Below are 25,339 nucleotides of genomic sequence, written 5' to 3'. Positions count from 1 at the left end.
TTTTTTATCGCGATGTAATCGCAACTCAGATTTTGCATGTGGCGCTTGGTAGGTGTCACCACTGCACAAGGATTATTATGCCCATAATTACACTTCCCGACGGCAGTCAACGCCAATTCGATAACGCAGTTTCAGTACTAGACGTGGCAAATGATATTGGCCCTGGTTTAGCCAAAGCCACCATAGCTGGAAAAGTAGACGGCGTTCGTGTCGATGCCTGTGACCTGATAGAGCAAGACGCACAGTTGCAAATAATTACTGCAAAAGACGAAGATGGCTTAGAAATTATTCGTCACTCATGCGCGCATTTAATCGGTCATGCAATCAAGCAATTATGGCCTGACGTCAAAATGGCAATTGGTCCTACGATTGACAATGGCTTTTATTATGACATTGATATGGAGCATTCTCTTAACGACGAAGATCTCGTCAAGCTAGAAAAGCGCATGCTTGAATTGGCGAAAACCAATTACGATGTGGTTAAGAAAGTCGTTAGCTGGCAAGAAGCCAGAGACACATTTGAAGCACGCGGTGAAGAGTATAAACTGCAGATCCTAGACGAGAACATTCCAAAAGATGCTACGCCTGGTTTGTATCATCACGAAGAGTACGTGGACATGTGCCGCGGGCCACACGTACCTAACATGCGTTTTTGCCAGCACTTTAAATTAATGAAAGTGGCAGGTGCCTATTGGCGTGGCGATAGCGACAATAAAATGTTGCAACGAATTTACGGCACCGCTTGGGCTGATAAAAAACAACTTAAAGCTTACTTGAATCGTTTAGAAGAAGCTGAAAAGCGCGATCACCGCAAAATTGGTAAAGCGCTGGACTTATTCCATTGGCAAGAAGAAGCGCCTGGCATGGTGTTTTGGCACAACGATGGTTGGAGCATATACACAGAGCTTGAGAAATTCGTGCGCAGCAAATTACGTGAATACGAATACGATGAAGTCAAAGCCCCTTTGATGATGGACCGCTCTTTATGGGAGAAATCAGGTCACTGGGATAAGTACGCTGAAAACATGTTCACTACCACATCAGAAAAGCGTGAATATGCGGTTAAGCCGATGAACTGCCCAGGCCACGTACAAATCTTTAATCAAGGTCTTAAATCATATCGTGATTTGCCGTTGCGCATGGCCGAGTTTGGCTGTTGTCACCGTAACGAGCCATCTGGTGCGTTACATGGCTTGATGCGTGTGCGTGGTTTTACCCAAGATGATGCACATATATTCTGTACCGATGACCAAATATTGGCAGAAGTAGGTGGATGTATTGATTCAGTTTATGAAATCTACAAAATATTCGGTTTCGAGAACATCTCTGTAAAACTCTCTACTCGTCCTGAAAAACGAGTGGGCAGTGATGAAGTATGGGACAAAGCAGAAAAAGAACTGGCAGAAGCACTCACGTCAAAGGGGATTGATTTCCAATATTTGCCAGGCGAGGGCGCATTCTATGGTCCCAAGATAGAATTCACATTGCACGATTGCCTGGGTAGAGCGTGGCAGTGTGGCACAGTCCAGTTGGACTTCTCAATGCCTGGTCGTTTAGGTTCAACTTATGTTGCTGAAGATGGCGAACGTAAAGTGCCGGTTATGATCCACCGTGCAATTTTAGGTTCACTTGAGCGTTTTATTGGAATTTTGATTGAAGAGTATTCAGGCTTCTTCCCACTTTGGTTAGCCCCTACTCAAGCAGTTGTGATGAATATTACTGATAATCAGAGCGAATATGCGCAAAAAGTAGTGAAAAAACTAAAAGAAATTGGAATTAGAGCCAAGTCAGACTTGAGAAATGAGAAGATAGGCTTTAAAATCCGCGAGCACACGCTTAGGCGTGTCCCGTATTTGCTTGTCGTTGGTGATAAAGAAATTGAAGCTGGCGAAATAGCAGTACGTTCACGCAAAGGCGATGATCTTGGTAAGATGTCGGTCGATGCTTTCATTGAATTGGCTTGTGAACAGATCAAAAGCAAACAAATTCAGTAAATTTCGTGGAGGAATAACATATTAAAGGCGCTAACATTAAGGCTAAAGATTCGGGCAAAGCTCGTATTAACGAAGAAATTACAGTAAATGAAGTTCGTTTGGTTGGAAAGGATGGGGAGCAGATTGGCGTTGTATCAATCACTGAAGCTCTCGAGACGGCTGAGCAATCTAATTTAGATTTGGTTGAAATTAGCCCTAATGCAGAACCGCCTGTATGTAAGGTAATGGATTACGGAAAATTCATCTTCGAAAAGAGTAAAGCTCAGAAAGAGCAAAAGAAGAAACAAAAGCAAATTCAGGTCAAGGAGATTAAATTTCGCCCTGGCACTGATGAAGGCGATTACCAGGTAAAACTGCGCAACCTGCGTCGCTTTCTAGAAGGTGGTGATAAGGCTAAAGTAACGATCCGCTTCCGCGGCCGTGAAATGGCTCATCAAGATATCGGTATTGATCTACTTAATCGCGTTAAAGTTGATTTAGAAGACATTGCCAACTGCGAATCCTTCCCTAACCGGGTTGAAGGTCGTCAGATGATCATGGTGCTCGCCCCAATTAAGAAGTAATTAAGGTCTACAAGTAGTCAGGGAACTGCACCCTAGCTCACCTTATTACACACTATGTAACTACGACTTACTGTTTCTGCAAAGCAGTTTAGTCATTAACAATGCGGAGTTTTAGCAATGCCTAAAATGAAAACAAACCGTGGAGCCGCCAAGCGTTTTAGAAAAACCGCTTCAGGTCGTTTCAAAAGCAAGCAGTCTCACTTGCGTCATATTTTGACTAAAAAGAGCTCTAAGCGTAAACGTCACCTTCGTGGCAAGAAATTGGCCCATGTAGCTGACACAGCGTTGATTCAACGCATGTTACCTTACGTTTAAGAGAGGATTTAGAATATGGCAAGAGTAAAACGTGGTGTTGTTGCACGTGCCCGTCACAAAAAGGTACTAAAGCAAGCCAAAGGTTATTACGGAGCTCGTAGTCGAGTTTATCGCGTTGCTGTTCAAGCAGTAACAAAAGCTGGTCAATACGCTTACCGTGACCGTCGTCAAAAGAAACGTCAATTCCGTCAATTGTGGATTGCTCGTATCAATGCTGCGGCGCGTCAAAATGGTATGTCTTACAGCCGTTTCATTAACGGTCTTAAGAAGGCGTCTGTTGAAATCGATCGTAAGATTTTGGCTGACATCGCAGTACATGACAAAAACGCATTTAGCGCATTAGTAGATGCCGCTAAAGGTGCATTAGCTTAATTAATTAACAATTAAGTTTAAGTTCTTTCGAAGAACGGCGAGCCGGATGCTCGCCGTTTTTTTTTGTTTGGAATTTAATCTCTGTTTAATCAAACTTACCTTCACGATCCTGCGTGTAATAACTTTCCTTGTTTACAATAATCAATGAAAAAGCGTTTAATATCCGTACTTTCCGGTAATTGCATCTAGCCTGACACAGTTGCTTTCGTGTAGAATTGCGGGTTCTTTTTACATGTCCAGCCATGCTTTTAGATCTATGGTCAGTGACTCAATATTTAATCCAATTCGAGGAAACTATGGATCTTGATGCCATAATCAAAGAGGCAGAAACGCAAATCAACGTCGCCCAAGATGCCAGCACGCTTGATGCGGTTCGCGTAGACTTCATGGGTAAAAAAGGCCGTATGACTGAGCTACTCAAAGGCTTAGGAAAACTGTCTAACGAAGAGCGCCCTGCAGCCGGTCAAAAAATAAACCAGGCTAAACAGCAAATTCAGCAACTTATTCATCAGCGCGGAGAACTGCTTCGTGAGCAAGAGATGAACAGCAAGCTTGCTGCTGAATCAATCGATGTATCTCTGCCTGGCCGTTCGACAGAAATGGGTGGGCTGCATCCAGTCACGCGAACCATTAATCGTATTGAAAGCTTTTTTGCTGAGTTAGGCTTTAGTGTTAAAACCGGCCCTGAAATTGAAGATGGTTTTCACAACTTTGATGCGTTGAACATTCCAGCCAATCATCCAGCGCGTGCCGATCATGATACTTTCTATTTCAACCCTGATGTGATGTTAAGAACGCAGACATCAGGTGTACAAATTCGTACCATGGAAGCCGAGCAACCGCCATTGCGTATCATTTCACCAGGGAGAGTTTATCGTAACGATTACGATCAAACGCATACGCCTATGTTCCATCAAGTTGAAGGCTTGATGGTAGACAAGAATGTGAGCTTTACTCAGCTAAAAGGCATTCTTCATGATTTCTTGAACAACTTCTTCGAAGCGGACTTACAAGTGCGTTTTCGTCCTTCTTATTTCCCGTTTACCGAGCCTTCGGCAGAAGTGGATGTGATGGGTAAAAATGGTAAGTGGTTAGAAGTACTCGGTTGCGGCATGGTGCACCCAAATGTATTGCGCGCTGTGAATATTGACCCTGAAGTCTACACTGGCTTTGCCTTCGGCATGGGGGTGGAACGCCTCACCATGTTGCGTTATGGCGTGAATGATTTACGTGCATTTTTCGAAAACGATCTTCGTTTTTTAAAGCAGTTTAAGTAAGGGCGAGAAAGTATGAAATTCAGTGAAAAGTGGCTAAGAGAATGGGTAAACCCTGATATCTCTACACAGCAGCTTGCAGATCAAATTACTATGGCTGGCCTTGAAGTAGACGGTGTTGAGTCTGTCGCTGGTGAGTTCAGTGGCGTAGTCGTGGGTGAAGTGGTTGAATGCGGCCAACATCCAGATGCAGATAAGCTGCAAGTAACAAAAATTAATGTTGGCGATGACGAGTTAATCGATATCGTATGCGGTGCGCCGAACTGTCGTCAGGGTTTAAAAGTTGCTGTGGCGAAAGTCGGCGCAGTATTACCTGGTAACTTTAAAATTAAGAAAGCGAAATTACGTGGTCAGCCTTCATTCGGCATGTTGTGTAGCTTTTCAGAGCTTGGTATTTCAGATGACCATGATGGCATTGTTGAATTACCAGCGGACGCACCTATAGGTCAGGATATTCGCGAATATCTTGATTTGAATGATGTCACGATTGAAGTTGATTTAACACCGAATCGTGCAGATTGCTTGGGCATGCGCGGCCTAGCACGTGAAGTGGGCGTGTTGAATCAAAGTAATGTGGATATGCCTATTTACCCAGAAACGGCAGCGAGTATTGCTGATACTAGGGGTATTTCACTTGCAGCACCACAAGCGTGCCCACGTTATTTAGGACGCGTTATTAAAGGTATTGATGTAAGTGCTCCATCACCTTTGTGGCTGCAAGAAAAGCTCCGTCGCAGTGGTGTGCGTAGTATTGATGCTGTGGTGGATGTAACTAACTTTGTACTGTTAGAGCTAGGCCACCCAATGCATGCATTCGATAACGACATATTGTCTGGTGACATCGTTGTGCGGATGGCGAAACAAGATGAAGAGTTGGTATTATTAGATGAAACTAAGGTTACGTTAAAAGATAACACCTTGGTCATTGCGGATCAGGATAAGGCGCTTGCTATGGCAGGTATATTCGGTGGACTCGATTCTGGTGTTACCTCTAATAGTCAAAATATATTTTTAGAAAGTGCGTTTTTCGCACCAGACGCGATCATGGGTAAAGCGCGCCAGTATGGGTTACATACGGACGCATCACATCGTTATGAGCGCGGTGTCGATCCTCAAATGCAGCGCCAAGCAATGGAGCGTGCAACCGCTTTACTGCTTGAAATAGTAGGTGGTGAAGCGGGGCCTATCGTAGAAGCGATTGACGAGCAATACATCCCGCCAGTTAAAGATGTCGTGCTCCGCGCTGCACGTTTAACGCGTGTGTTGGGTATTGAAATCGAAGCAAGCGTAGTCGGTGATATTTTGATGCGCTTAGGGCTAGACGCCGATGAGTCGAACGGGCAATGGCAAGTGAAAGTGCCTGCTTATCGTTTTGATATCGCGATTGAGGAAGACTTGATAGAAGAGATCGCGCGGGTCTACGGTTATAACAACATTCCTAATGTGGCGCCTAGCGCAGAGTTAAGAATGTCAGGTCGAAAAGAGCAAGCGCTTGATGTGAACGAACTCAAACTGACGCTGACCAACCGCGATTACCAAGAAGCTATTACGTACTCGTTCGTTGATCCTAAAGTACAGAGTAAATTATACCCTGAAAGTGACGCTATCGTATTACCGCACCCAATCTCTGCTGATATGTCAGCCATGCGAGTAAGCGCCTGGACAGGATTGCTGCAAGCCGTTTCTTATAACCAAAAGCGCCAACAAGCACGGGTTCGCTTGTTTGAGTCAGGTTTACGTTTTATTCCTGATGCATCTGAAAAGATGGGCGTGCGTCAAGAGACAGTTTTCTCCGGTGTAATAGCAGGCAATTTACACGAGGCCAATTGGGATCGAGCAGATAAAGCGGTAGACTTTTTCGATGCTAAAGCGGATGTTGAAGCTTTGCTCAGCCTTATTGCTCCTATTGACGTATTCCGTTTCGAAGCGACACAGCATAGTGCGCTTCATCCAGGACAAAGCGCCGCAATTTACCGTGATGATGTTTTTATTGGCGTGATGGGTGCCGTACATCCTAAATTCGAGAAATTACTGGGGTTAAATGGTCGAGTTTTCGTATTTGAGCTGGAAATTGCCGCTTTTGGAGAGAAAAAGTTACCTGAAGCGAAAGAAATATCGAAATTTCCTGCAAATCGACGTGACATTGCAATCGTTGTAGACGATGATAAAGTCGTTGGTGAAATTTTAGATTGCATCCAAAAATTTGGCGCAAATCAACTAGTTGGCCTAAACTTGTTCGACATCTATCGAGGTAAAGGCATCGAGCCAGGGTTTAAGAGTTTGGCTATTTCATTGACTTTACAAGACATGGCAAGAACGCTTGAAGAAGCTGAAATTCAAGCCGTGGTCGATGGTATTCTGACTAAACTGTCAGAGCAATTTGGGGCTACATTGAGGGATTGACGGATATGGCGTTAACCAAAGCCGAAATGGCGGAACATTTATTTGAAAAGTTGGGCATGAACAAGAGAGATGCCAAAGATCTTGTTGAAGCATTTTTCGAAGAGGTCCGTGAGGCATTGGAATCAGGTGAGCAAGTTAAGCTATCTGGTTTTGGTAACTTTGATTTACGACAAAAGAGTGAACGACCAGGGCGCAACCCTAAAACGGGTGAAGATATCCCTATTAAGGCGAGACGCGTAGTCACATTTCGACCTGGTCAAAAGCTCAAAAGCCGCGTAGAGAATACAAAACCGACTGAGTAATACGGAGTCGGTTTTAATAATTACTCCGCTACCTAGCATGCTAGGTAGCGGATTTTTTATATCTGAAATTCATGCCCTAGCTGTTACTCATTTGATTAATAGAGGTAGAGGTTATTTCTAAGTAAATTCCACCTATAAAAAAACCGCTTCAATTGAAGCGGTTTTGTTTCATTAGCGGGTTGTCATCCTAAAGCGATGAGCACTAAGCGGCCTCTGAAGACTTAGTTGTACGACGTTTAGGCTTGGCGGCCTGTGTATTGGCGATCAACTCTTTCGGGTCAAAATCATCTACATTGATTGTACGTAAGCGGCCTGCTTCCGTGCGGGTAAGTAATTCAGCTTCTTGTTCAGTGATTACGCCTAGTTCTAGTCCTTTTTGTGCAATAACGTCAAGACCAGTGAAAGGGTAACGCTCTTTGGCTGCCTTACACACTTTGTCGAACACGGGCTCACTTGCAAGCACATCTTTCAGTGTCTGTTCTAAATCACCCATCAAGCAATCTTTCCCACCGAAATGTTGCCCTTCGCCCAAACGGGTTCGTGAGGGATTATGGCTTTGTAAAATAGCGGCAATTTTATGTTCTATTTTATCCGAAGGACGACGGTATGAACGGCCGAACGGCATGATGATTCCTTTTAACATCCCGCCCAAAACTGCCGATGGGAAGTTCTCGAACAATTCGATTAGGGCTGTTTCTAGCTTGAACAAGGTGTCTTGCATGGCCCAATGTACTAAAGGCAAATCTTCCTTCAAACGGCCTTGGTCATCATAGCGTTTCAGTACTGCAGAGGCTAAATAGATATGGCTTAACACATCACCTAAACGGGCTGATATACGTTCACGGCGTTTCAGTTCACCGCCGAGCACGGCCATAGAAACATCAGACAACAAGGCCAAGTTGCTGCTGTAGCGTTGCAATGAACGATAGTAGCCAGCAGTTTCATCATCGAAAGGTGCACCCGCCAGGCGTGCCCCTGTGAGAGAGAACCAAATACTTCTGAATGTGTTACTGATGGCGAAGCCGATGTGGCCAAATACCGCATCGTCAAACTCGTTCAAGCCTTGTTCTTTGTCCTCATGACTTGCCGCATAAAGCTCTTTAAGCACGAAAGGGTGACTACGCATAGCGCCTTGGCCATATATCATCATATTACGAGTAAGAATATTGGCACCTTCTACCGTGATGGCGATAGGCGCACCTTGATAACCTCGACCCAAATAATTATTTGGCCCAAGCATGACGCCTTTACCACCATGCACGTCCATAGCGTCATTAACTAACTGGCGCATTTTTTCGGTTAAGTGGTATTTACAAATCGCTGATACAACTGACGGTTTCTCACCTAAATCTACGGCTTTAGTCGTCAAGCTAGTGACGGCATCCATCAAATAAGCGTTACCGCCAATACTGGCTAGCATTTCTTCTACGCCTTCCATCTTACCGACAGGCATTTTAAATTGACGGCGTATACGCGCGTAGGCCCCTGTAGCCAGAGCGATACTTTTCGCCCCTCCTGCCGATGCTGAAGGTAGCGTAATACAACGACCGACGGATAAACATTCAACCAGCATACGCCAGCCTTGACCGGCCATTTCTACGCCGCCAATGATGTAATCAAGCGGGACGAATATATCGTTTCCGCGGATGGGACCATTTTGAAATGGAACGTTAAGAGGGAAATGACGATTACCGATTTCCATCCCCTTGGTATCGCGTGGTAGTAGGGCGCAGGTAATACCAATATCTTTTTTGTCGCCTACCAGTCCTTCAGGGTCATACATTTTAAATGCAAGACCGATAACCGTGGCGACTGGTGCAAGGGTGATGTATCGCTTATCAAATGTTAAGCGCAGGCCAATGACTTCTTTGCCTTCCCACTCGCCTTTGCACACAATACCGCTGTCAGGCAGCGAGCCAGCATCTGAACCTGCCTCTGGGCCTGTTAACGCGAAACAGGGAATTTCTTCACCTGTTGCAAGGCGAGGCAAGTAATGGTCCTGTTGTTCTTTGGTTCCATAGTGCTGAAGTAATTCACCTGGACCTAAGGAGTTTGGTACACCAACGGTGGTAGATAATACCGCACTGACGCCCGACAATTTCTGTAACACACGGGATTGCGCATAGGCTGAGAACTCAAGGCCACCGTATTGCTTTTTGATGATCATCGCAAAGAACTTATTATCTTTGAGAAATTGCCATACTTCAGGCGTCAAGTCTGTGTCTTTATGAGTAATATCCCAATCACTGACCATTTCGCATACTTGCGCAACTGGACCATCTAAAAACTCGCGTTCTTCTGCAGTCAAGCGTGCTTGCGGGATACTATGTAACGCTTGCCAATTCGGGTTGCCGCTGAAAATTTCACCGTCCCACCACACTGTCCCGGCGTCAATGGCATCGCGCTCGGTGCTTGACATCTCAGGCATAATTTTTTTGTAGGTATCTAAAATCGGAGCTGTAAGATATTTCTTACGTAAAGAGTCCACGTTCAGTGGAATCGCGATGATTAAAAATACCAGCCAAGCGATTCCGCCCACAGGGCCAAATATGCTGCCAAGCAACATAGCAACCGCCACTGCGATAGTGGCATTCATCAGTTTCATTCTAAAGTAGCTCGCCGCACCAAGGGTGGCGATAATAATAAGTGTCCATAATAACGTTTGCATAAAGACTCCAGATGTAGAGGTCAGACCAGAGTGTCAGAGTAGTATTTTGCCAACACAATATCAAGTCTTAGCTTACGCCAATTGTCACTATTTGGTTAATGTTTTAGTTGATGGTTGATTATCTAGCAGGGTAATGGATAACAAGGGCAGGGGATGATTGAACGGCAACAGTGACTCAAATGAGTCACTGTATTTTTATTTTACTATTGAGTGGCGGTAAAGGTCTTTAATTGAATATCACCTTGTTCTTTATCGTCTTTGAACTGTTGCAAGCGTACGAGCTGGTAATTTAGCTGAGGTGAAAACCATGCGAAGGTCTCTCGTGTTGAGTTATGACGAACAATTTCAACTTTTATACCTTCGAGCATACCGTAAGGCAACGTTAGCTGCTCAGTCCCCATGACTTTTAAATGGTAATCCCGCTCTTGACCGCGATAGTTAATTACTTGGTAACTAAACTCCTTCTGACCTTGAGCAAGCTTCTGTTGCAAATCCAACCGATAAAGCTGGTTGTCAAACTGATCTTGCCAGTCAATTCCAGGCTCTTTATCGATAAATATCTTTTCTTTGCCTGCATCGAAAACAACTTTGATACTTTTATTGCTGCCAGTGCCTGTACGACTATACCGATAATTTTTCGGCACTATTTTATCGTCAACAAAAGCAAAATCACTTATTTCAGTACGCTTATCAGATAAGAAGAACAAGGAAACCTTCGAGTGATATTCCATGCGATAGGTTTCATCATCTACGTTTTCAACGCTGAGCAAGGCATAACCTAACTTTTTACCGTAACGAAATGCGGTGTACTCGGCATCAAACGTGGGTAGAGCAGTAGCTTGAGCCACGGATCCTATTATGCATAAAAGGCCCACTAGCCAACGTTTGCTAATCAGCTGCGTAACCCGTGATTGGTATCTCGTTTCCATCTAAATAAGCCTTATTATTAAGCATTAGCAGTCTTTTTTGGCAGAACCAACGGACAACTAATGGATACATTTGGCGCTCTTGTTCTTGCACCCTTGCGGCAAGTTGTGAGGCATTTTCATCGGCAAAAACAGGCACTTTGGATTGCAATACAACCGGTCCGCCGTCTAGCTCGGGGGTAACAAAGTGTACCGAAGCGCCGTGTTCTTCATCTTTAGCATCTATGGCTCGTTGATGCGTGTCTAAACCTTTATATTTTGGCAATAAAGATGGATGAATGTTTAACATCTTACCCGTAAATTGCTCAACAAACCAAGGAGTTAATATGCGCATGAATCCGGCTAATACAACCAGATCAGGCGAAAAACTTGCAATAGTGCTGTGTAATTGGGCATCGTATTCATCACGTGTTGCGTAATCTTTGTGACTTACAACATGATGAGGGATATTCGCCTGAGACGCGCGCTCTAAACCGTAGGCATCGGCTTTGTTGGAAATAACGGCAACAATTTGCGCCGTTATCTTTTGCTCGGCTATATCATCAATCAAGGCTTGTAAGTTTGACCCGTTACCGGAAATCAGCACTACGATTTTTGTGATATCGGTATTGACTGTCACTATTTGATCTCAACCTGATTGTTATCACTGCTGTCTTCAATATGGCCAATTTGCCATACATTTTCGCCTTGGCTTTTTAGGATCGCGATCGCTTCGTCGGCTTTGTCCGCTTCAAGCGCTATCATCAAACCTACGCCACAGTTAAAAGTACGGTACATTTCGTGTGTGGTTACATTGCCATTTTCTTGCAGCCAGTTGAATATACTTGGCCACTGCCAGCTACTTTCGTCGATAACGGCTTTTGTGCCTTGAGGCAATACACGAGGAATGTTTTCCCAAAAACCACCACCAGTGATATGGGTAATTGCATTCACCTGTACACTCTCCAATAAATGAAGGACTGACTTTACATAAATGCGCGTAGGTTCGAGCAAATGCTCTGATAATGGCTTACCATCAAATACTTCACTGGCCTCACAACCTGATACTTCGAGTATCTTACGCACCAAGGAGTAACCGTTAGAGTGTGGGCCAGAAGAGCCCAGCGCGATTAACACATTTCCTGCTTTTACACGGCTTCCATCAATTACGTCGGCAGCTTCTACAACGCCGACACAGAAACCTGCAACGTCATAATCGTTACCGTGATACATACCTGGCATTTCAGCGGTTTCGCCACCGATTAATGCGCAACCCGATAATTCGCAGCCCTTGCCTATACCTGTGACAACTTTGGCTGCGGTATCAACATCAAGCTTGCCAGTAGCGTAATAGTCTAAGAAAAATAACGGCTCAGCACCTTGAACGATTAAATCATTGACGCACATTGCGACTAGGTCGATTCCGATGCCATCATGTTGCTCTAAATCCATGGCTAAACGTAGTTTAGTACCTACGCCATCGGTGCCTGAAACGAGTAGCGGCTCTTTATATTTAGTTGGAAGTGAGCAAAGCGCGCCAAAACCACCTAAACCTCCTCTGACTTCAGGGCGATGTGTTTTCTTGCTTACAGATTTGATTCTTTCGACAAGTTCATTGCCCGCATCGATGTCGACACCTGCGTCTTTATAGCTTAAGGAGGGTTTATTATCGGTCACGTAATTACCTATTTGAGGGTGAGGGTCCAAAAATGAGCGCAGATTTTATCAGTTCAGAATGGCAAAAGGTACAGATAATCTACTCAATTTTGCCCAAGGGGAAATTAACTAGGGTGAAACAAATGATGAAATTTCTACTTAAATCAATGACAATAGGGCCTTTCTACTCTGGAGTGAAGTTGATAAATGTTCAAAGGCGTCGCTATTGTAGCTCGATTGCAGCTTATTTTTTGTCTGACATTATGTTGTTTAGCGAGTGCTAATGCGGGTGTCATTGAAGGATTGTACAATGCGCAAGTTGAGGTTGCAGACCAATCAACGGCCACGCAGGATGCGGCCATACGCGATGGTCTACAAGATGTATTTGTGAAGGTCAGTGGTAATTCGACTTTGTTGAATGACCCTCAAATCAAGCAACAGCTTAAGCAAGCGAAACGTTACTTACGCACTTATCGGTTTGAGCAAACTCCTGAGCATTTGTATCTTGCGGTTAACTTTGATCAGGAAAAAGTAGATAAGCAATTACGTGATTCAGGTTATCGAATTTGGGATAAGCTCCGCCCAGAAACCATATTATGGTTGGCGATTAAGGAGCCTAACGGTCGTCGTGAGTTGGTCTCTGAAGGCGGTCATCAAGAATTGTTTGTTGCTGCGCAAAAGGTGGCAAAACGCAGAGGGGTCGAGATTGTTCAACCATTATTAGATTTAGATGATATGCAAAATATCAGTATCTATGATGTATGGGGCGGCTTTGTGCATCAACTCGCTCAGGCAAGCAAGCGTTACGGCGTGGAAAATGTCCTTTCAGCCAGGATCTACCAATTAGAAAACAACGATGCTGAAGAAAATGATGAGCAAGGCAGTGCTCAAGGTGTTGATGTTGCTTGGCGAGCCGATTGGACGTTACTGGAAGCGGGAAGTACAAGCGTTGGAACTGTTTCAGGAGCAGATCAAGAGCAGGTGGTCAGTGCGGTTATCGAAGGTATGGCTGACAACCTAGCGAACAAATACGCAATTGATTTTAGCCGTTTCGATCCAGCTGCTATGCGGACCATAGTCACCATAAAGAACTTAAGTAGCCTTAGACAATACGGAGAAATATTAACGTTTTTTAATAGTCTAAGTGTCGTAAGTTCAGCCAGTTTAGTGAGTCAAAACGGCCAAGTGGCGAAGTTCGAACTAAGCTTGTTAGGCGAGGTAGACAACCTCATAGATGCAATGAGCTTAGATAACCGAATTTCTCCTGTGAATCGCTTCGAGCTGGATAAGCAAAAGTTGGAGTATTTCTGGAAACTATAATGAGCAAGCAATTGTCTTTAGCCGTGAATTTACGCGATACAGAAACATTTGATAGTTTTATTGTTGGCGAAAACTTGCACTTGGTTCACCGGCTCAAAAGCTTGCTCAACAGAACGTTGAATACCAAAAATCAACCTTGGCTAACGTTTGTCAGTGGCGATCACGGTGTAGGTAAAAGTCATCTTCTTTACTCTTTATGTCACAAAGCTCAATCGGCGAATGTCAGTGCGGTGTATCTTAGTTTTAAAGATAAACAGCAATACTCCCCTGAAGTGCTTGACGGCCTCGAGCACAGCCAACTCATTTGTTTAGACGACGCAGATGCACTTCAAGATTCACAAACATGGCAAATAGCGGTATTTGATTTGTTAAATAGAGTCAAAGAGCTAGGGCGCAGTCATGTTGTCGTGTGCGCTAACGGTGGGCCCACGTCTTTAAACCTGCAACTAGCGGACTTAGCATCTCGTTTAGCTTGGGGGGTGAGTTTCACGCTAGCCAGTTTAAGTGATGAGGGGCGATGTGTGGCGCTTTTAACGCGGGCGAGGCAAAGAGGTTTGGTAATGCCAGAGAAAGTCGCTATGTATCTGGTGAATCATTGGCAGCGCGATATGCCATCGCTGATGAATACATTAGATAAATTAGATCAGCTGTCTTTACAACAGCAAAGAAAGCTGACCATCCCATTTGTAAAAGAGGCGCTTAATCTCAATTAACGATTGTTTTTGCGCGCTTCAAATGCTTCTTTTTCTTCCAGTAATTCTTCTTTTAATTTTCTAATGCCGGTGCCGAGCTCTCTTCCACGTAATCGAGCGTAAAAGCTACAGCCAGTAAACAAACCAACGCACAATAATATCTCTATAGCAGCGTAGATCTGTTCACCCTCTACGGCGTATACAGCGGTCAAACCATGCAATAAATAATACATGACGATAAAATTAGTCCATGCATATGTGTATGGTTTGCCAGCGAGCAATCCACGTATCGGCAACAGAATAGGGATAATCCACAGCAATAAGGTAAACAGTGTTGACGTGTTTTTATCTATGGTGAGAAAGAAGTGCCAAACGATCAGCCAAGCAATTAACAAAAAGTAACTGCCTAAAGCAAGGCGTTTGTAGAATTGGGTGTTTAAGGTCATGTGGTGTCCTGGTTTTAATAACTATTGAGATGTTAACTTGTGTGCGATAACCGCCAAGCGCTGACCTTGAGCAAAACACAGTGCGCGTTCATCATCACTGAGTTTGTTGCCTTTATCGCCATGGGCATAATGGGTTGCACCATAAGGACTGCCGCCTGTGGTGGTACTATGTAGTTCAGGGTGAGTATAAGGTAACCCTACAATGACCATGCCGTGATGTAGTAGCGGTAGCATCATACTGAGCAACGTACTCTCTTGCCCGCCGTGCATACTTCCTGTTGAGGTGAATACAGTCGCCGGTTTATCGACCAGCGCACCGGACAACCATTGACTGCTGGTACTATCGATAAAGTATTTTAACGCAGAGGCCATGTTACCAAAACGGGTAGGGCTGCCTAACGCTAATCCTGCACACGTCTTCAAGTCATCTTTTTGTACAAATAGGTCACCATCATCTGGCACGCTGGCTTGGCTGAAATCAATTCCGTTAGAGATTTCAGGTACAGTACGAATCTTCGCTTGCATCCCCTTTGATTCTACACCTTGGGCAATTCGGTTTGCCATCGCTTTGGTGGCGCCGTGTCGGCTGTAATATAAAACGAGAATATGCTTGCTCATAGTAGCTTAAGCACATTCTCTGGCGGGCGGCCGATTGCGGCTAAGCTTTCTCGGTCATCTAACGCACCTTTTATCACAATTGGGCGCTCAATAAGCTTGGGGGTAACGTGCATAACCGTGAGCAGTTCGTCAGGTGATATATTGTCACTGTCTATGTTTAGCGCTTTGTATTCAGGTTCTTTTTTACGCATTAGGGAGCGAGGATCTGACATACCTAGCATCAACAAAATAGCCTGTAGTTCTTCTACGCTCGGCGGATTTTTAAGGTATTCGATAACCTTAGGTTGCTGGCCATTATCAATTAATAATTGAAGCGTTTGGCGGCTCTTTGAACAACGTGGGTTGTGTAGTATGGTCAGCTTCGACATGGTAAATTCTACTGTTATCTGCAATGAATATCGTTATTCTATCGTTTCGCTCTCATTGGTAAAAGGGAAGGCTGTACAATGTTACGTAAATTTCTATTTTCGCTGCTTATTATTGCCGGGTTGTTGGCGGGAATGTACGGCTATTCTTTGGTTAGAACTGATTTTACGACAGATGATGGCCTTTCACACCAATGGCGTGACTACGAAGGAAAGTGGGTGGTAGTCAATTACTTCGCACTTTGGTGCGCCCCCTGTTTACGAGAAATGCCCGAGCTCAACAAATTTCATCAACAAAATGAAGGTGACACTCCATTGTTTGCGATTAGTTTCGATGATGTCACTCCACAAGAGTTAGTCGAGCTAAAACAAAAATTTGCGATCGAATTCCCGGTTATTGCCGGCATTGAGCAGCCGCTGCCAATGACAAAACCAAACAGCTTGCCCGCAACTTTTATTATTGGACCTGACGGAAAAGTTAAAAAACAGTTATTAGGTGAACAGAGCGCTGCGTCCTTGCACAGCGCTATCGAAATATTAAAGACTCTCTAAACGCGTTTGAAACTCACGAAACTGCTCGATTCGGGCGCGTATTCTTTGCTTTTCAATGTTTTGCGCACCTGCGTAATTATACGCACTGTGTAGTTCATCTATGGCGCGAGGATAGGACGCTGCCAGTGCGTAGACTTCAGCTTTGGTCTGATGCATCTCCAACTTGTTCTGACTTTCTGCATAAGCGTCAGACAATATTTGATGGGCGAGCATATTGTCAGGTTCGACCAATAAGTAATCTTTTAATATGCGTACCGCACGATCATATTGCTTATTTTTAACCAACGCATTGGCTAAATTCAGTGTGATCACGCGATTGCGGGGTGTTAACACTGCTTGGGTCGTGAGTTTGTCGATGGCGTCCTGGACACGCCCAGTCTCAAGTGCAATGTCTGTATAGGTATCGAGATAAAACAAATTACGTGGATCATCCTTTAGCAAACCATCGATGAGATCACGGGCTTTATCGTACTGTTTATCTGCTAAGTAAGCCAAGGCTAGGCCATACTCAGACGCGGTTTTAAACGTATAGCTACCACGCTCTAAACTGGTTTCAAAATAACTGACGTTGTATTCGGGTGTTGCGTAGTACCGCGCTAAAATACGGCTCTTGGCAAGATGGAAGCTCAAGCTTGGGGCCACTCTTGCTGTGCGATAACTTGCAGCACGTGTACGGGCGTCTGCAACTCTAGATTCAGGCAAGGGGTGAGTTAACAAAAAAGCAGGTGGTTTAGATTTTAAGCGGTATTTTTCCACTAATGTACCGAAAAACTCGCCGGCAGCGTTTGGGTCGAAGCCCGCTTGTGCGAGTATACGAATACCTATGCTATCCGCTTCTTTCTCGTTTTGGCGAGTGTAATTGATTGAGGACTGTGCCGATGCAGCTGAGCCCGCGCTAATGGCGGCAATACCCGCTTCTGGGTTAGCTAAAGCAAGTAAAATACCTCCTAAGGCCGACGCTAACTGTAAAGGTGACGATTTTTGTTGTGCGGCGATACTTCTGGCGATGTGCCGCTGGGTAACGTGGCTGACCTCGTGGGCGAGTACTGAGGCTAGTTCACTCTCGTTTCGCGCATTAAAAATCAAACCTGTGTGCACACCTACGTGACCGCCGAAAAAAGCAAACGCGTTAATATCGGCGTTATTGAGTAGGAAAAACTCAAACGGAAATTTAACATTATCGGCTTGGGCAACCAAGCGGTTACCCAAATCTTGAATATATTCATCAAGGAGAGGGTCATTAATAATAGGGGCCTGACCTCGCAGTTGACGCATCAACACATCACCAATTTGCATCTCTTTGTCCAAGCTTATGGCACTTGAAGCAACGACGCCTATTTCGGGCAAAGCATTCTTTTGGTTAGCAGCAAAGCCGGTAGCGCTCGTCATAATACCAAGCGATACAGCCAAACTAAGCAATGCTTTTTTGCAAATTGGGGATGTTTTAATCATTTCACCTATTTAATCAATTACAACTTCGTTAATAAGAAAGGCAATAGCCTGATTTAGTTCCGAAAAACTGATGATAACCGTTAATATTGCGTTGAATGGCTCTAACTTCAAGTGTTTTATTGGTACTAAGCGACACCCCCCCAAACGTTATTTAATACAGAGGGCCAAAAAAGCCACTACTACTTTGCTAAAATCTTATCTTTCTTTAGTGGCACACTATATTATGCTGCGCTAATCGATTTTTGCACGGCACACATTTAACGAATAGCGTTTTTATGATGTGATCTACATCGGGTCAAAGCAATTTTAACCGCGTTTTTAAGAGGTATAACAGTTATATGATAAGTGTGTTCGAAAGATGGTATAAGCGCAAATTCTCTGATCCTGATTCCGTTATGTTGCTGATAATGCTAATTGCTGTGTCTTTGCTGTTGGCATTGTTAGGCACCATTTTAATGCCAGTATTAGTAGCCGCTGTCATTGCCTATTTATTGGATTGGCCTGTAAGTCAGTTGTCGCGCTCAGGTATGCGTAGAGGCTTTGCTTGTAGTGTGGTTATCTTTGGCTTTTTGACATTATGTATTTTGACCTTTATCGGCATTGTGCCTGTGGTATCACAGCAAAGCATTAATCTCATTCGCGAAATGCCGCAAATCTGGGGGCACGCACAAGTATGGTTATTGCAGTTACCTGAGCAGTACCCCGATTTTGTGCATTTGGGGGATGTGCAAGACATGCTTGATGGCGTGAATGAACGTATTGTTAGTTTGGGGGAACAACTTCTTTCAGCTTCTGTTAGTTCCCTTGGGAGTTTAGCGTCTTTGTTGATTTACCTTGTGTTGGTGCCATTAATGGTGTTTTTCATGCTCAAGGACAAAGATCAGTTGCTAGACAATTTGTCGCCGCTTTTACCGTCTCAGCGCCGTCTTATAAAGCAAGTAGGTAGCGAGATGAATACCCAAATTGCCAACTACATTCGCGGTAAAGTCATCGAAATTATTATAGTGGGCACGATATCAGCCGTAACCTTCGCCTTGATGGATTTACGCTATGCCTTGCTGCTTGGCGTGTTGGTGGGCTTTTCAGTATTGATACCTTATATCGGTGCTGCCGTGGTGACAATTCCTGTGGCGGTAGTGGCCTTATTTCAGTGGGGAATAACACCGGATTTTTGGTGGTTAATGATTGCTTATGGGGTGATTCAGGCACTCGATGGAAACGTGCTTGTGCCGGTGCTATTTTCTGAAGCGGTAAGCTTACATCCGGTGTACATCATTATCGCAGTGTTATTTTTTGGCGGTTTGTGGGGCTTCTGGGGCGTGTTTTTTGCCATCCCACTGGCGACGTTGGTAAAAGCGGTGATTAATGCTTGGAAAGGGCCTTTGCAGGAGCTTCCTCCCGCTATTTAAGCTTTTGGACGATGCTTGCCTGTCCTGAATATGGCTTCAGGGTAAGCAAGCATCACGGTGTTATCTTATTGATTTAAATAATCAAGTACGACCTGATGGTGGTCTTTGGTTTTAAACTTATCAAACACGTGTTCAATCACGCCTTGTTCGTTAATTAGAAAGCTGATGCGGTGAATACCGTCATATTCCTTGCCCATAAACTTCTTTAAGCCCCAAACGCCAAAGGCCTCCGCCACAGCATGATCTTCATCAGACAACAGGCTGAAATTAAGCTGCTCTTTTTCAATGAATTTAGGCAGGCGCTTGACCGCGTCTGGGCTGACGCCAAGCACAACTACATTTAGCTTATCTAGTTCACTTTTATTATCACGAAGATTTTGAGCTTGTACAGTGCACCCTGGCGTCATGGCTTTGGGGTAGAAATACACCAATACCTTTTTACCGCTAAAGTCCGATAGGTTCACGGTTTCGCCGTGCTCATTGGGCAAAGAGAATTTAGGTGCTGGTGCACCCGCTGTCAGTCTATTCATAAAAACGTCCTTAATATGGATGTAAAAAAATTGTGGAAATGTGATGAATGAAAAATTCAGTGATTTTGCTTAATAGCGCCGTGTAAATCTAGATGTTGCAGTAACACTTCAAACTTCTTCTCGAAATCCGCTATGTCAATATCGTGAGGCATACTGACGACCATTTTGCATTTCACTTCATCTGGTTCATCTGGGGATGTTTGCAGTGTCTTTAAACGCAGAGCACTGACGGTCACGCAAAACGTGGAGAAAAATTGCGTCACTTCTTTAATGACACCTACAGCATCAACACCTGAGAAGGTCACGTCTGCAAGGTGCTCTAGATTTTGTTTAGCATGGCGTTTGGTTCGTTTCATCATGGATAGCAAATCAAGCTGCTGACAAGCGAGAGGTATAGCTACCTCAACACGTGCAATAGCGCTCTGGGTGCCTTCTACAATCATGGTAAGTGAAAAATCCTGACCGTAAACCGCTTGCCGACTATCCAGAATGTTGCAATTAGTCTCACTAACCACATCAGTGATTGTGCTGAGCATGGTGACTTTGTTGGCACCTAGAATGGTGATGATTAATTGTTGTTTCATTAACGTATTAAGCTTACTTCGTGAATTTTGACACTACTAACATACCTGAATTACCCCTAGTATTTCCAGTTTCAAGATTGGTTTTGCATTCTGCGCATTCATTACTTGTTTTTACCCCACAGGCTCTTTACCATTAGGCGCGAATTTTTTCTGGAGTAGGCATGTTTACTGGTAGTTACGTTGCATTAATCACCCCCATGTACCAATCAGGCGAGATAGATTATCCGTCGTTAAAGAAGTTGGTTGATTTTCATATTGCTAATGGCAGTCATGGCTTAATTGCTGTAGGCACCACGGGCGAGTCTGCCACGTTACCCTTTGATGAGCACATTGAAGTGGTCAAGCGCATGGTCGAGTTCGCTGATAAGAAGATACCGGTAATCGCTGGAAGTGGAGCCAACTCTACCGCTGAAGCGATATTTTTAAGCGAGCAAATGGCTGGTACTGGGATTGATGGTTTCCTCAGTGTTGTGCCTTATTACAACAAGCCGCAACAAAAAGGCATGGTGGCGCACTTCAACGCGGTTGCAGATGCGACTGATTTGCCGGTTTTGTTGTACAACGTACCTGGGCGTACGGTGGCAGATATGCTGCCTGACACAGTGGCGGAACTTGCAACACACCCTAAAATTGTTGGCCTTAAAGATGCCACCGGTGATATTGCCCGTTTAAAACAAATGCAACCTTTAGTAGATAAAGACTTTGTATTCTTAAGTGGCGACGATGCCACAGGATGTGAGTTTTTAACCGCAGGGGGGCACGGCGTTATTTCAGTGACGGCGAATGTTGTACCTAAGCAAATGTCTCAGATGTGTGAAGCGGCGCTTGCCGGTGATTACTCCAAAGCCAAAGAAATCGATCAGCAAATAGCCGAGCTTCACAGCGCTCTATTTATTGAACCAAATCCAGTATTGCCTAAGTGGGCTTTATACAAAATGGGGCTCATTCAATCTGCATTTTTGCGTTTACCGTTAATTGAATCGGAACTTGATAGCCAAAATCATATCGAACAAGTCATGCGCAATTCGGGCGTATTATCTTAAGGAGATTGCATGACAACTAAGTTTTTCATTGGCACAGCTATCGCGGTTAGTGTTTTAAGCGCGTGTAGTTCATTAGAAGAGCGACAAATCGCCAGCGGTAATTTTGAATATACCAAGCAACAGCCAGGTCATGATATTCAAGTACCAGCCGATGTTGACCGTCCTAATTTTAGTCAGGCTTATAAGCTTCCTGCTTTGGATGCTGATGCGCCGCGCAATTTTATTGGCAAAAAGCTCAAGGTCGTTTCACCCGCGTTGGTGTTGCCTTTAGTCACTGGGTCTCATGTTGATGATGGCAGTAAAGATGCTAAGGTGTTTTTCGACCAAGTCGACGATAGTCAACCGCTAGACACCACTATTTGGAACTCTCTGCTGAGTTATCTAGAAGAGCAGGGCATTGGCATTGAATCGTTCGATAAAGACAAACAGCGCCTCGTTACCGATTGGGTCGTGGCCAAAGAGATTTTAGATGATCATTGGTATAGCTGGTCATCTGTTGAGCGTGACACCAGCCAACGCTTTGAATTTGATTTAGAAATGAAACCTCACGGACGTACGGCGACATTGAACGCGCACCTAGTGGATTATAAAGAGCGTCAGGGGGAAGCGGTTGTTGCTGAAAAATCTGATGTAGATTCCCGCGCTAAAGAAGTCGACATCTTGAATAAAGTGATTGGTCACTACGAATACCAAATTCGAGTGGCTGATGCTAAGCGCCTACGGGAAATTCGCCGTGGTATGCAAATTACAATTGGCCAAGATGGCGAAGATGCACCTGCGTTTATTATTGACAGTAACTACGACACAGCATGGCCGCGCGTGCTATTGGTGTTGCGTAAACTTGGTTTTGACGTGAAAGATTACGACAAATCTAATGGTTTATTGTTTGTTAAGTACAACGGTACCGAGAGTGGTTGGTGGGATTCAGTTTGGTCTAACGACGAAAATGCTTTACCGCTTGAAAAGCAAGAGTATCGTTTTAGAGTGGAAGACGCGGGTGAGTATACCTCGTTAACTGTGCTTGATAACGAGAGCACGCCATTTACTAAAGATAAGTTATCTGGTCTGTATGATGTGTTTGCCCGAGTAATGGCTGACGATAATTTAGACATTTAATGTAATTCGTATCGATTGAAAGAGCACCGCAAGGGTGCTTTTTCGTTTTTAGGCAACCCATTTTGAGGACAATCTAGTATGAGCTTCGCTGATAAAGTGCTTGCTGTTAATGACAACCTTCCTATTCGTACTGATTTACCTGTGCACAGTGGCAAAGTTCGTTCTGTATATTGGTTAACAGAACAGGATAGCCGACGTCTTATTGAAGAGCATAATTACCCGGTACCGAAAGATACGCCATTAGCCATCATGTTAATAAGCGATCGTATTTCAGCGTTTGATTGCATTTGGCGTGGTGAAGAAGGTATGCAAGGTGTACCTGGCAAAGGCGCAGCTTTAAATGCTATTTCAAACCATTGGTTTGGCTTATTTAAGGAGCAGGGGCTGGCTGATAGTCATATATTAGACATTCCTCACCCACTGGTATGGATTGTTCAGAAAGCTCGTCCAATCATGATTGAGGCGATTTGCCGTCAATATATTACGGGCTCCATGTGGCGTGCGTACGAAAAAGGCGAACGCGAGTTTTGCGGTATCCGTCTTGAGGAAGGGTTATCAAGAGACAGCAAGTTAGCCAATATATTGATTACTCCTTCTACCAAAGGTGTTCTTAAAGGCATTGAGGGGGTGCCAGAAGCAGACGATGTCAATGTGTCTCGTAGTGATATAGCGCAACACTGTGCTGCATTTAACTTTAACTCTGCTGATGACATTGCTTTGTACGAAAAATTACTCACTGAAGGCTTCGGGGTCATAAGTCATGCGCTTAACAAAATCGATCAAATTTTCGTAGATACAAAGTTCGAATTTGGTTATGTAAAAGACGTAGACGGAAACGATAAATTAATTTATATGGATGAAGTGGGAACCCCAGATTCATCTCGTATATGGGACGCCAAGCAATACGATCAAGGCAATATTGTCGAGAACTCAAAAGAGGGATTCAGGCAGTTGCTGCTCAATTACTTCCCTGATCCTGATATATTGCTTAATAAAGAGCGCATGGACGAACGCGAGGCATTAGCACGAAACAATGCCTTACCAGTACAGGTGTTAATGGACATATCAAAGACTTATACACAAATAGCGGAGAAAATCACCGGCCAAAAAATTGTGCTCAGTGATAACCCTAAAGAAGAAGTGATCAGTGTTTTACGGGAAAAGTACCAGCTTATTGACTAAACTCATATCTCGTTTGAAAGGTGAGACTCATATAAGCCAGCTATTTTGCTGGCTTTTTTGGGTTTTAAAACCGCTAACTTCTTGTTAGCTAATTCCAATCGATTGACGCTGCGTGTTTACTGGAGGTTGGATTACGCTTTAATTTTTATGTGGCCCAAGGGTTTACAGCAACAAGGCAGTATTTCGCCGTCATCGATGAAAGCAAGAGGATCAAGTAGGTATTCTACCTCACCTTCGATTAACTGTGTTCTACATGCGCCGCAAAATCCCTCTTTGCAGTGGTATTCCTTAGGAACATTATGGGTGAGCAAACAGTCGAGGAGATTGTTGTGAGCAAACGAAATCGTTTGCTCACAGGGAGCGTCGGGGTCGTCGTGTTCAACAACCGTGACTTTTTTGCACACTATAGCTCGAACTCGTCGAAGTCGTTGCTGCCGACTTCAGAGTCGATTTGGCCGACAAGATAGGAGCTGATCTCGGATTCTTGCGGAGCGACCTGTACGTTGTCTGAATTCAAATAATTATTCATCCAAGGCAAGGGGTTATTTTTAATGTCAAATGGCTGACCTAAGCCAATTGCTGACATTCTGTGGTTCGCAATAAACTCCACGTATTGGCATAAAATATCTTTATTTAGGCCAATCATCGAGCCGTTCTGAAATAAGTACTCAGCCCATTCTTTCTCTTGATTAACTGCATCAAGGAAGATATTTGTCGCTTCCTCTTTATACTCAAGGGCGATTTCAGCCATTTCAGGGTCGTCTTTGCCTTTGGCCCACAAGTTCAAAATATGCTGCGTCGAGGTCAAGTGTAGGTTTTCATCACGTGAAATCAGGCGAATAATTTTAGAATTACCTTCCATTAATTCACGCTCAGCAAACGCAAACGTACACGCAAACGACACGTAAAAACGAATCGCTTCCAAGGCATTGACTGAATTCATGCATAAGAATAGTTTTATCTTCAGCGTACGCATAGTCACAACATGTTCTTCACCATTGATGGTGTGCGTACCTTCACCAAGGGTTTGCCAAAGTTGGGTGTAAAAAATCAAATCGTCATAGTATTTAGAAATATCAGCAGCGCGCTTCTTGATTTGCTCATTTTCAACGATATCAGAGAAAATACTGCTTGGGTCCCCAAACAAGTTACGCAAAATATGGGTGTAGGAACGTGAATGAATGGTTTCAAAAAACGACCATGTTTCAGTCCATGTTTCTAACTCAGGAATAGAAATAATCGGTAAAAAAGCAATATTTGGGCTACGGCCTTGAATAGAGTCTAATAAGGTTTGATATTTCAAATTCGAAATAAAAATATGCTTTTCTGATTCACTCAGCTTTTGAAAGTCAACTCTGTCTTTACTGACATCTACTTCTTCGGGGCGCCAGAAAAAACTGATTTGCTTCTCGATAAGTTTTTCGAAAATGCTGTGTTTTTGTTGATCATAACGGGCAACGTTGACCGGATTGCCAAAAAACATAGGTTCCTGCAAAGGGTCATTATTGATTTGATTAAACGTTGTGTATTTCATGAATGTTAGCAGACCATTTTGAGTTGAATTCGCCCTTTAGGGAT

General features: G+C 44.0%; 26 protein-coding genes. 14 read left to right on the top strand and 12 right to left on the bottom strand.

All coding sequences use genetic code 11. The features are described 5' to 3' along the window. Positions 1 to 77: 77 nt before the first annotated feature. From thrS to AC0VYA_RS12575, 7 genes are all read left to right on the top strand, one after another. Positions 78 to 1,994 (top strand): threonine--tRNA ligase, encoded by a 1,917-nt coding sequence (gene thrS / locus AC0VYA_RS12605; RefSeq protein ID WP_475488477.1) that lies wholly within the window; start codon positions 78 to 80, stop codon positions 1,992 to 1,994. Positions 1,995 to 2,029: 35 nt separating this feature from the next. Next, complete coding sequence (gene infC, locus AC0VYA_RS12600; RefSeq protein WP_081429939.1) at positions 2,030 to 2,557, top strand: translation initiation factor IF-3; 528 nt, start codon at positions 2,030 to 2,032, stop codon at positions 2,555 to 2,557. Positions 2,558 to 2,674: 117 nt separating this feature from the next. Continuing rightward, a complete protein-coding gene (gene rpmI, locus AC0VYA_RS12595; protein ID WP_006991117.1) occupies positions 2,675 to 2,872 on the top strand; it encodes a 50S ribosomal protein L35 in 198 nt (65 codons plus the stop codon). 15 nt (positions 2,873 to 2,887) lie between these two features. Beyond that, complete coding sequence (gene rplT / locus AC0VYA_RS12590) at positions 2,888 to 3,244, top strand: 50S ribosomal protein L20 (RefSeq protein ID WP_006991118.1); 357 nt, start codon at positions 2,888 to 2,890, stop codon at positions 3,242 to 3,244. A gap of 296 nt (positions 3,245 to 3,540) precedes the next feature. Further along, positions 3,541 to 4,521 carry a phenylalanine--tRNA ligase subunit alpha gene (gene pheS, locus AC0VYA_RS12585; protein WP_473481101.1) on the top strand — a complete coding sequence of 327 codons (981 nt, stop codon included), beginning with the start codon at positions 3,541 to 3,543 and terminating at the stop codon, positions 4,519 to 4,521. 12 nt (positions 4,522 to 4,533) lie between these two features. Beyond that, a complete protein-coding gene (pheT, locus tag AC0VYA_RS12580) occupies positions 4,534 to 6,921 on the top strand; it encodes a phenylalanine--tRNA ligase subunit beta (RefSeq protein WP_475488476.1) in 2,388 nt (795 codons plus the stop codon). 5 nt (positions 6,922 to 6,926) lie between these two features. Continuing rightward, positions 6,927 to 7,223, top strand: a complete 297-nt coding sequence (locus AC0VYA_RS12575) for an integration host factor subunit alpha (protein WP_006991121.1) — start codon at positions 6,927 to 6,929, stop codon at positions 7,221 to 7,223. Between the two features lie 202 nt (positions 7,224 to 7,425). On the opposite strand, the gene fadE is transcribed toward AC0VYA_RS12575, so the two are convergent. The 4 genes from fadE to purM form a co-directional block, all read right to left on the bottom strand. Further along, positions 7,426 to 9,891, bottom strand: coding sequence for an acyl-CoA dehydrogenase FadE (gene fadE, locus AC0VYA_RS12570; RefSeq protein ID WP_475488475.1), 2,466 nt, complete (start codon positions 9,889 to 9,891; stop codon positions 7,426 to 7,428). A gap of 203 nt (positions 9,892 to 10,094) precedes the next feature. Beyond that, a complete protein-coding gene (locus tag AC0VYA_RS12565) occupies positions 10,095 to 10,820 on the bottom strand; it encodes a DUF3108 domain-containing protein (protein WP_475488474.1) in 726 nt (241 codons plus the stop codon). Then, entirely contained in the window at positions 10,780 to 11,436 is a 657-nt protein-coding gene (gene purN / locus AC0VYA_RS12560; protein ID WP_475488473.1) for a phosphoribosylglycinamide formyltransferase, read from the bottom strand. The genes AC0VYA_RS12565 and purN overlap by 41 nt, the downstream gene beginning before the upstream one ends. Next, entirely contained in the window at positions 11,436 to 12,473 is a 1,038-nt protein-coding gene (gene purM, locus AC0VYA_RS12555; protein WP_011575276.1) for a phosphoribosylformylglycinamidine cyclo-ligase, read from the bottom strand. The genes purN and purM overlap by 1 nt, the downstream gene beginning before the upstream one ends. A 186-nt stretch (positions 12,474 to 12,659) precedes the next feature. Between purM and AC0VYA_RS12550 the strand changes: the two genes are divergently transcribed. Both AC0VYA_RS12550 and hda read left to right on the top strand, forming a co-directional pair. Further along, positions 12,660 to 13,772: a DUF2066 domain-containing protein gene (locus tag AC0VYA_RS12550; protein ID WP_475488472.1), complete on the top strand. Its 1,113-nt coding sequence runs from the start codon at positions 12,660 to 12,662 to the stop codon at positions 13,770 to 13,772. Then, a complete protein-coding gene (gene hda, locus AC0VYA_RS12545; RefSeq protein WP_475488471.1) occupies positions 13,772 to 14,485 on the top strand; it encodes a DnaA regulatory inactivator Hda in 714 nt (237 codons plus the stop codon). Before AC0VYA_RS12550 ends, hda begins: the two co-directional genes overlap by 1 nt. On the opposite strand, the gene AC0VYA_RS12540 is transcribed toward hda, so the two are convergent. The 3 genes from AC0VYA_RS12540 to arsC are packed head-to-tail and all read right to left on the bottom strand — an operon-like array spanning position 14,482 to position 15,896. Continuing rightward, on the bottom strand, positions 14,482 to 14,910 hold the full coding sequence (locus AC0VYA_RS12540; protein ID WP_011575273.1) for a DUF2069 domain-containing protein: 429 nt from the start codon (positions 14,908 to 14,910) through the stop codon (positions 14,482 to 14,484). The two genes, hda and AC0VYA_RS12540, sit on opposite strands and share 4 nt — an antisense overlap. Before the next feature lie 21 nt (positions 14,911 to 14,931). Next, positions 14,932 to 15,528, bottom strand: a complete 597-nt coding sequence (gene wrbA / locus AC0VYA_RS12535; RefSeq protein WP_475488470.1) for an NAD(P)H:quinone oxidoreductase — start codon at positions 15,526 to 15,528, stop codon at positions 14,932 to 14,934. Further along, positions 15,525 to 15,896, bottom strand: coding sequence for an arsenate reductase (glutaredoxin) (arsC, locus tag AC0VYA_RS12530; RefSeq protein ID WP_006991130.1), 372 nt, complete (start codon positions 15,894 to 15,896; stop codon positions 15,525 to 15,527). The genes wrbA and arsC overlap by 4 nt, the downstream gene beginning before the upstream one ends. A 78-nt stretch (positions 15,897 to 15,974) precedes the next feature. Here arsC and AC0VYA_RS12525 point away from each other — a divergent pair, with 78 nt between their 5' ends. Beyond that, the gene (locus tag AC0VYA_RS12525) at positions 15,975 to 16,445 is read left to right on the top strand and encodes a TlpA family protein disulfide reductase (RefSeq protein WP_475488469.1); all 471 of its coding nucleotides are present in this window, start codon (positions 15,975 to 15,977) and stop codon (positions 16,443 to 16,445) included. On the opposite strand, the gene bepA is transcribed toward AC0VYA_RS12525, so the two are convergent. Further along, positions 16,431 to 17,897: a beta-barrel assembly-enhancing protease gene (bepA, locus tag AC0VYA_RS12520; RefSeq protein WP_475488468.1), complete on the bottom strand. Its 1,467-nt coding sequence runs from the start codon at positions 17,895 to 17,897 to the stop codon at positions 16,431 to 16,433. The two genes, AC0VYA_RS12525 and bepA, sit on opposite strands and share 15 nt — an antisense overlap. 338 nt (positions 17,898 to 18,235) lie before the next feature. Between bepA and AC0VYA_RS12515 the strand changes: the two genes are divergently transcribed. Next, a complete protein-coding gene (locus AC0VYA_RS12515; RefSeq protein ID WP_473481087.1) occupies positions 18,236 to 19,306 on the top strand; it encodes an AI-2E family transporter in 1,071 nt (356 codons plus the stop codon). A gap of 65 nt (positions 19,307 to 19,371) precedes the next feature. Here AC0VYA_RS12515 and bcp read toward each other — a convergent pair whose 3' ends face one another. Beyond that, complete coding sequence (gene bcp / locus AC0VYA_RS12510) at positions 19,372 to 19,836, bottom strand: thioredoxin-dependent thiol peroxidase (RefSeq protein WP_475488467.1); 465 nt, start codon at positions 19,834 to 19,836, stop codon at positions 19,372 to 19,374. Positions 19,837 to 19,892: 56 nt separating this feature from the next. Beyond that, positions 19,893 to 20,420, bottom strand: coding sequence for a glycine cleavage system transcriptional repressor (locus AC0VYA_RS12505; protein WP_011575266.1), 528 nt, complete (start codon positions 20,418 to 20,420; stop codon positions 19,893 to 19,895). A gap of 161 nt (positions 20,421 to 20,581) precedes the next feature. On the opposite strand from AC0VYA_RS12505, the gene dapA reads away from it, so the two are divergent. From dapA to AC0VYA_RS12490, 3 genes are all read left to right on the top strand, one after another. Further along, the gene (gene dapA, locus AC0VYA_RS12500; RefSeq protein WP_475488466.1) at positions 20,582 to 21,463 is read left to right on the top strand and encodes a 4-hydroxy-tetrahydrodipicolinate synthase; all 882 of its coding nucleotides are present in this window, start codon (positions 20,582 to 20,584) and stop codon (positions 21,461 to 21,463) included. Positions 21,464 to 21,472: 9 nt separating this feature from the next. Further along, positions 21,473 to 22,579, top strand: a complete 1,107-nt coding sequence (bamC, locus tag AC0VYA_RS12495; RefSeq protein WP_475488465.1) for an outer membrane protein assembly factor BamC — start codon at positions 21,473 to 21,475, stop codon at positions 22,577 to 22,579. Between the two features lie 78 nt (positions 22,580 to 22,657). Further along, the gene (locus AC0VYA_RS12490) at positions 22,658 to 23,761 is read left to right on the top strand and encodes a phosphoribosylaminoimidazolesuccinocarboxamide synthase (protein WP_475488464.1); all 1,104 of its coding nucleotides are present in this window, start codon (positions 22,658 to 22,660) and stop codon (positions 23,759 to 23,761) included. A gap of 131 nt (positions 23,762 to 23,892) precedes the next feature. Here the strand turns inward: AC0VYA_RS12490 and yfaE are convergent, their stop codons facing one another. Continuing rightward, a complete protein-coding gene (gene yfaE / locus AC0VYA_RS12485) occupies positions 23,893 to 24,165 on the bottom strand; it encodes a class I ribonucleotide reductase maintenance protein YfaE (RefSeq protein WP_475488463.1) in 273 nt (90 codons plus the stop codon). Further along, a complete protein-coding gene (gene nrdB, locus AC0VYA_RS12480; RefSeq protein ID WP_473481081.1) occupies positions 24,165 to 25,295 on the bottom strand; it encodes a class Ia ribonucleoside-diphosphate reductase subunit beta in 1,131 nt (376 codons plus the stop codon). The genes yfaE and nrdB overlap by 1 nt, the downstream gene beginning before the upstream one ends. Between the last annotated feature and the right edge of the window lie 44 nt (positions 25,296 to 25,339).

The sequence above is a fragment of the Paraglaciecola sp. QJM3NY_14 genome (assembly GCF_056173245.1).
Note: the sequence above shows the minus strand (reverse complement) of the source record. Positions and strands in the feature narration are given on the sequence as shown.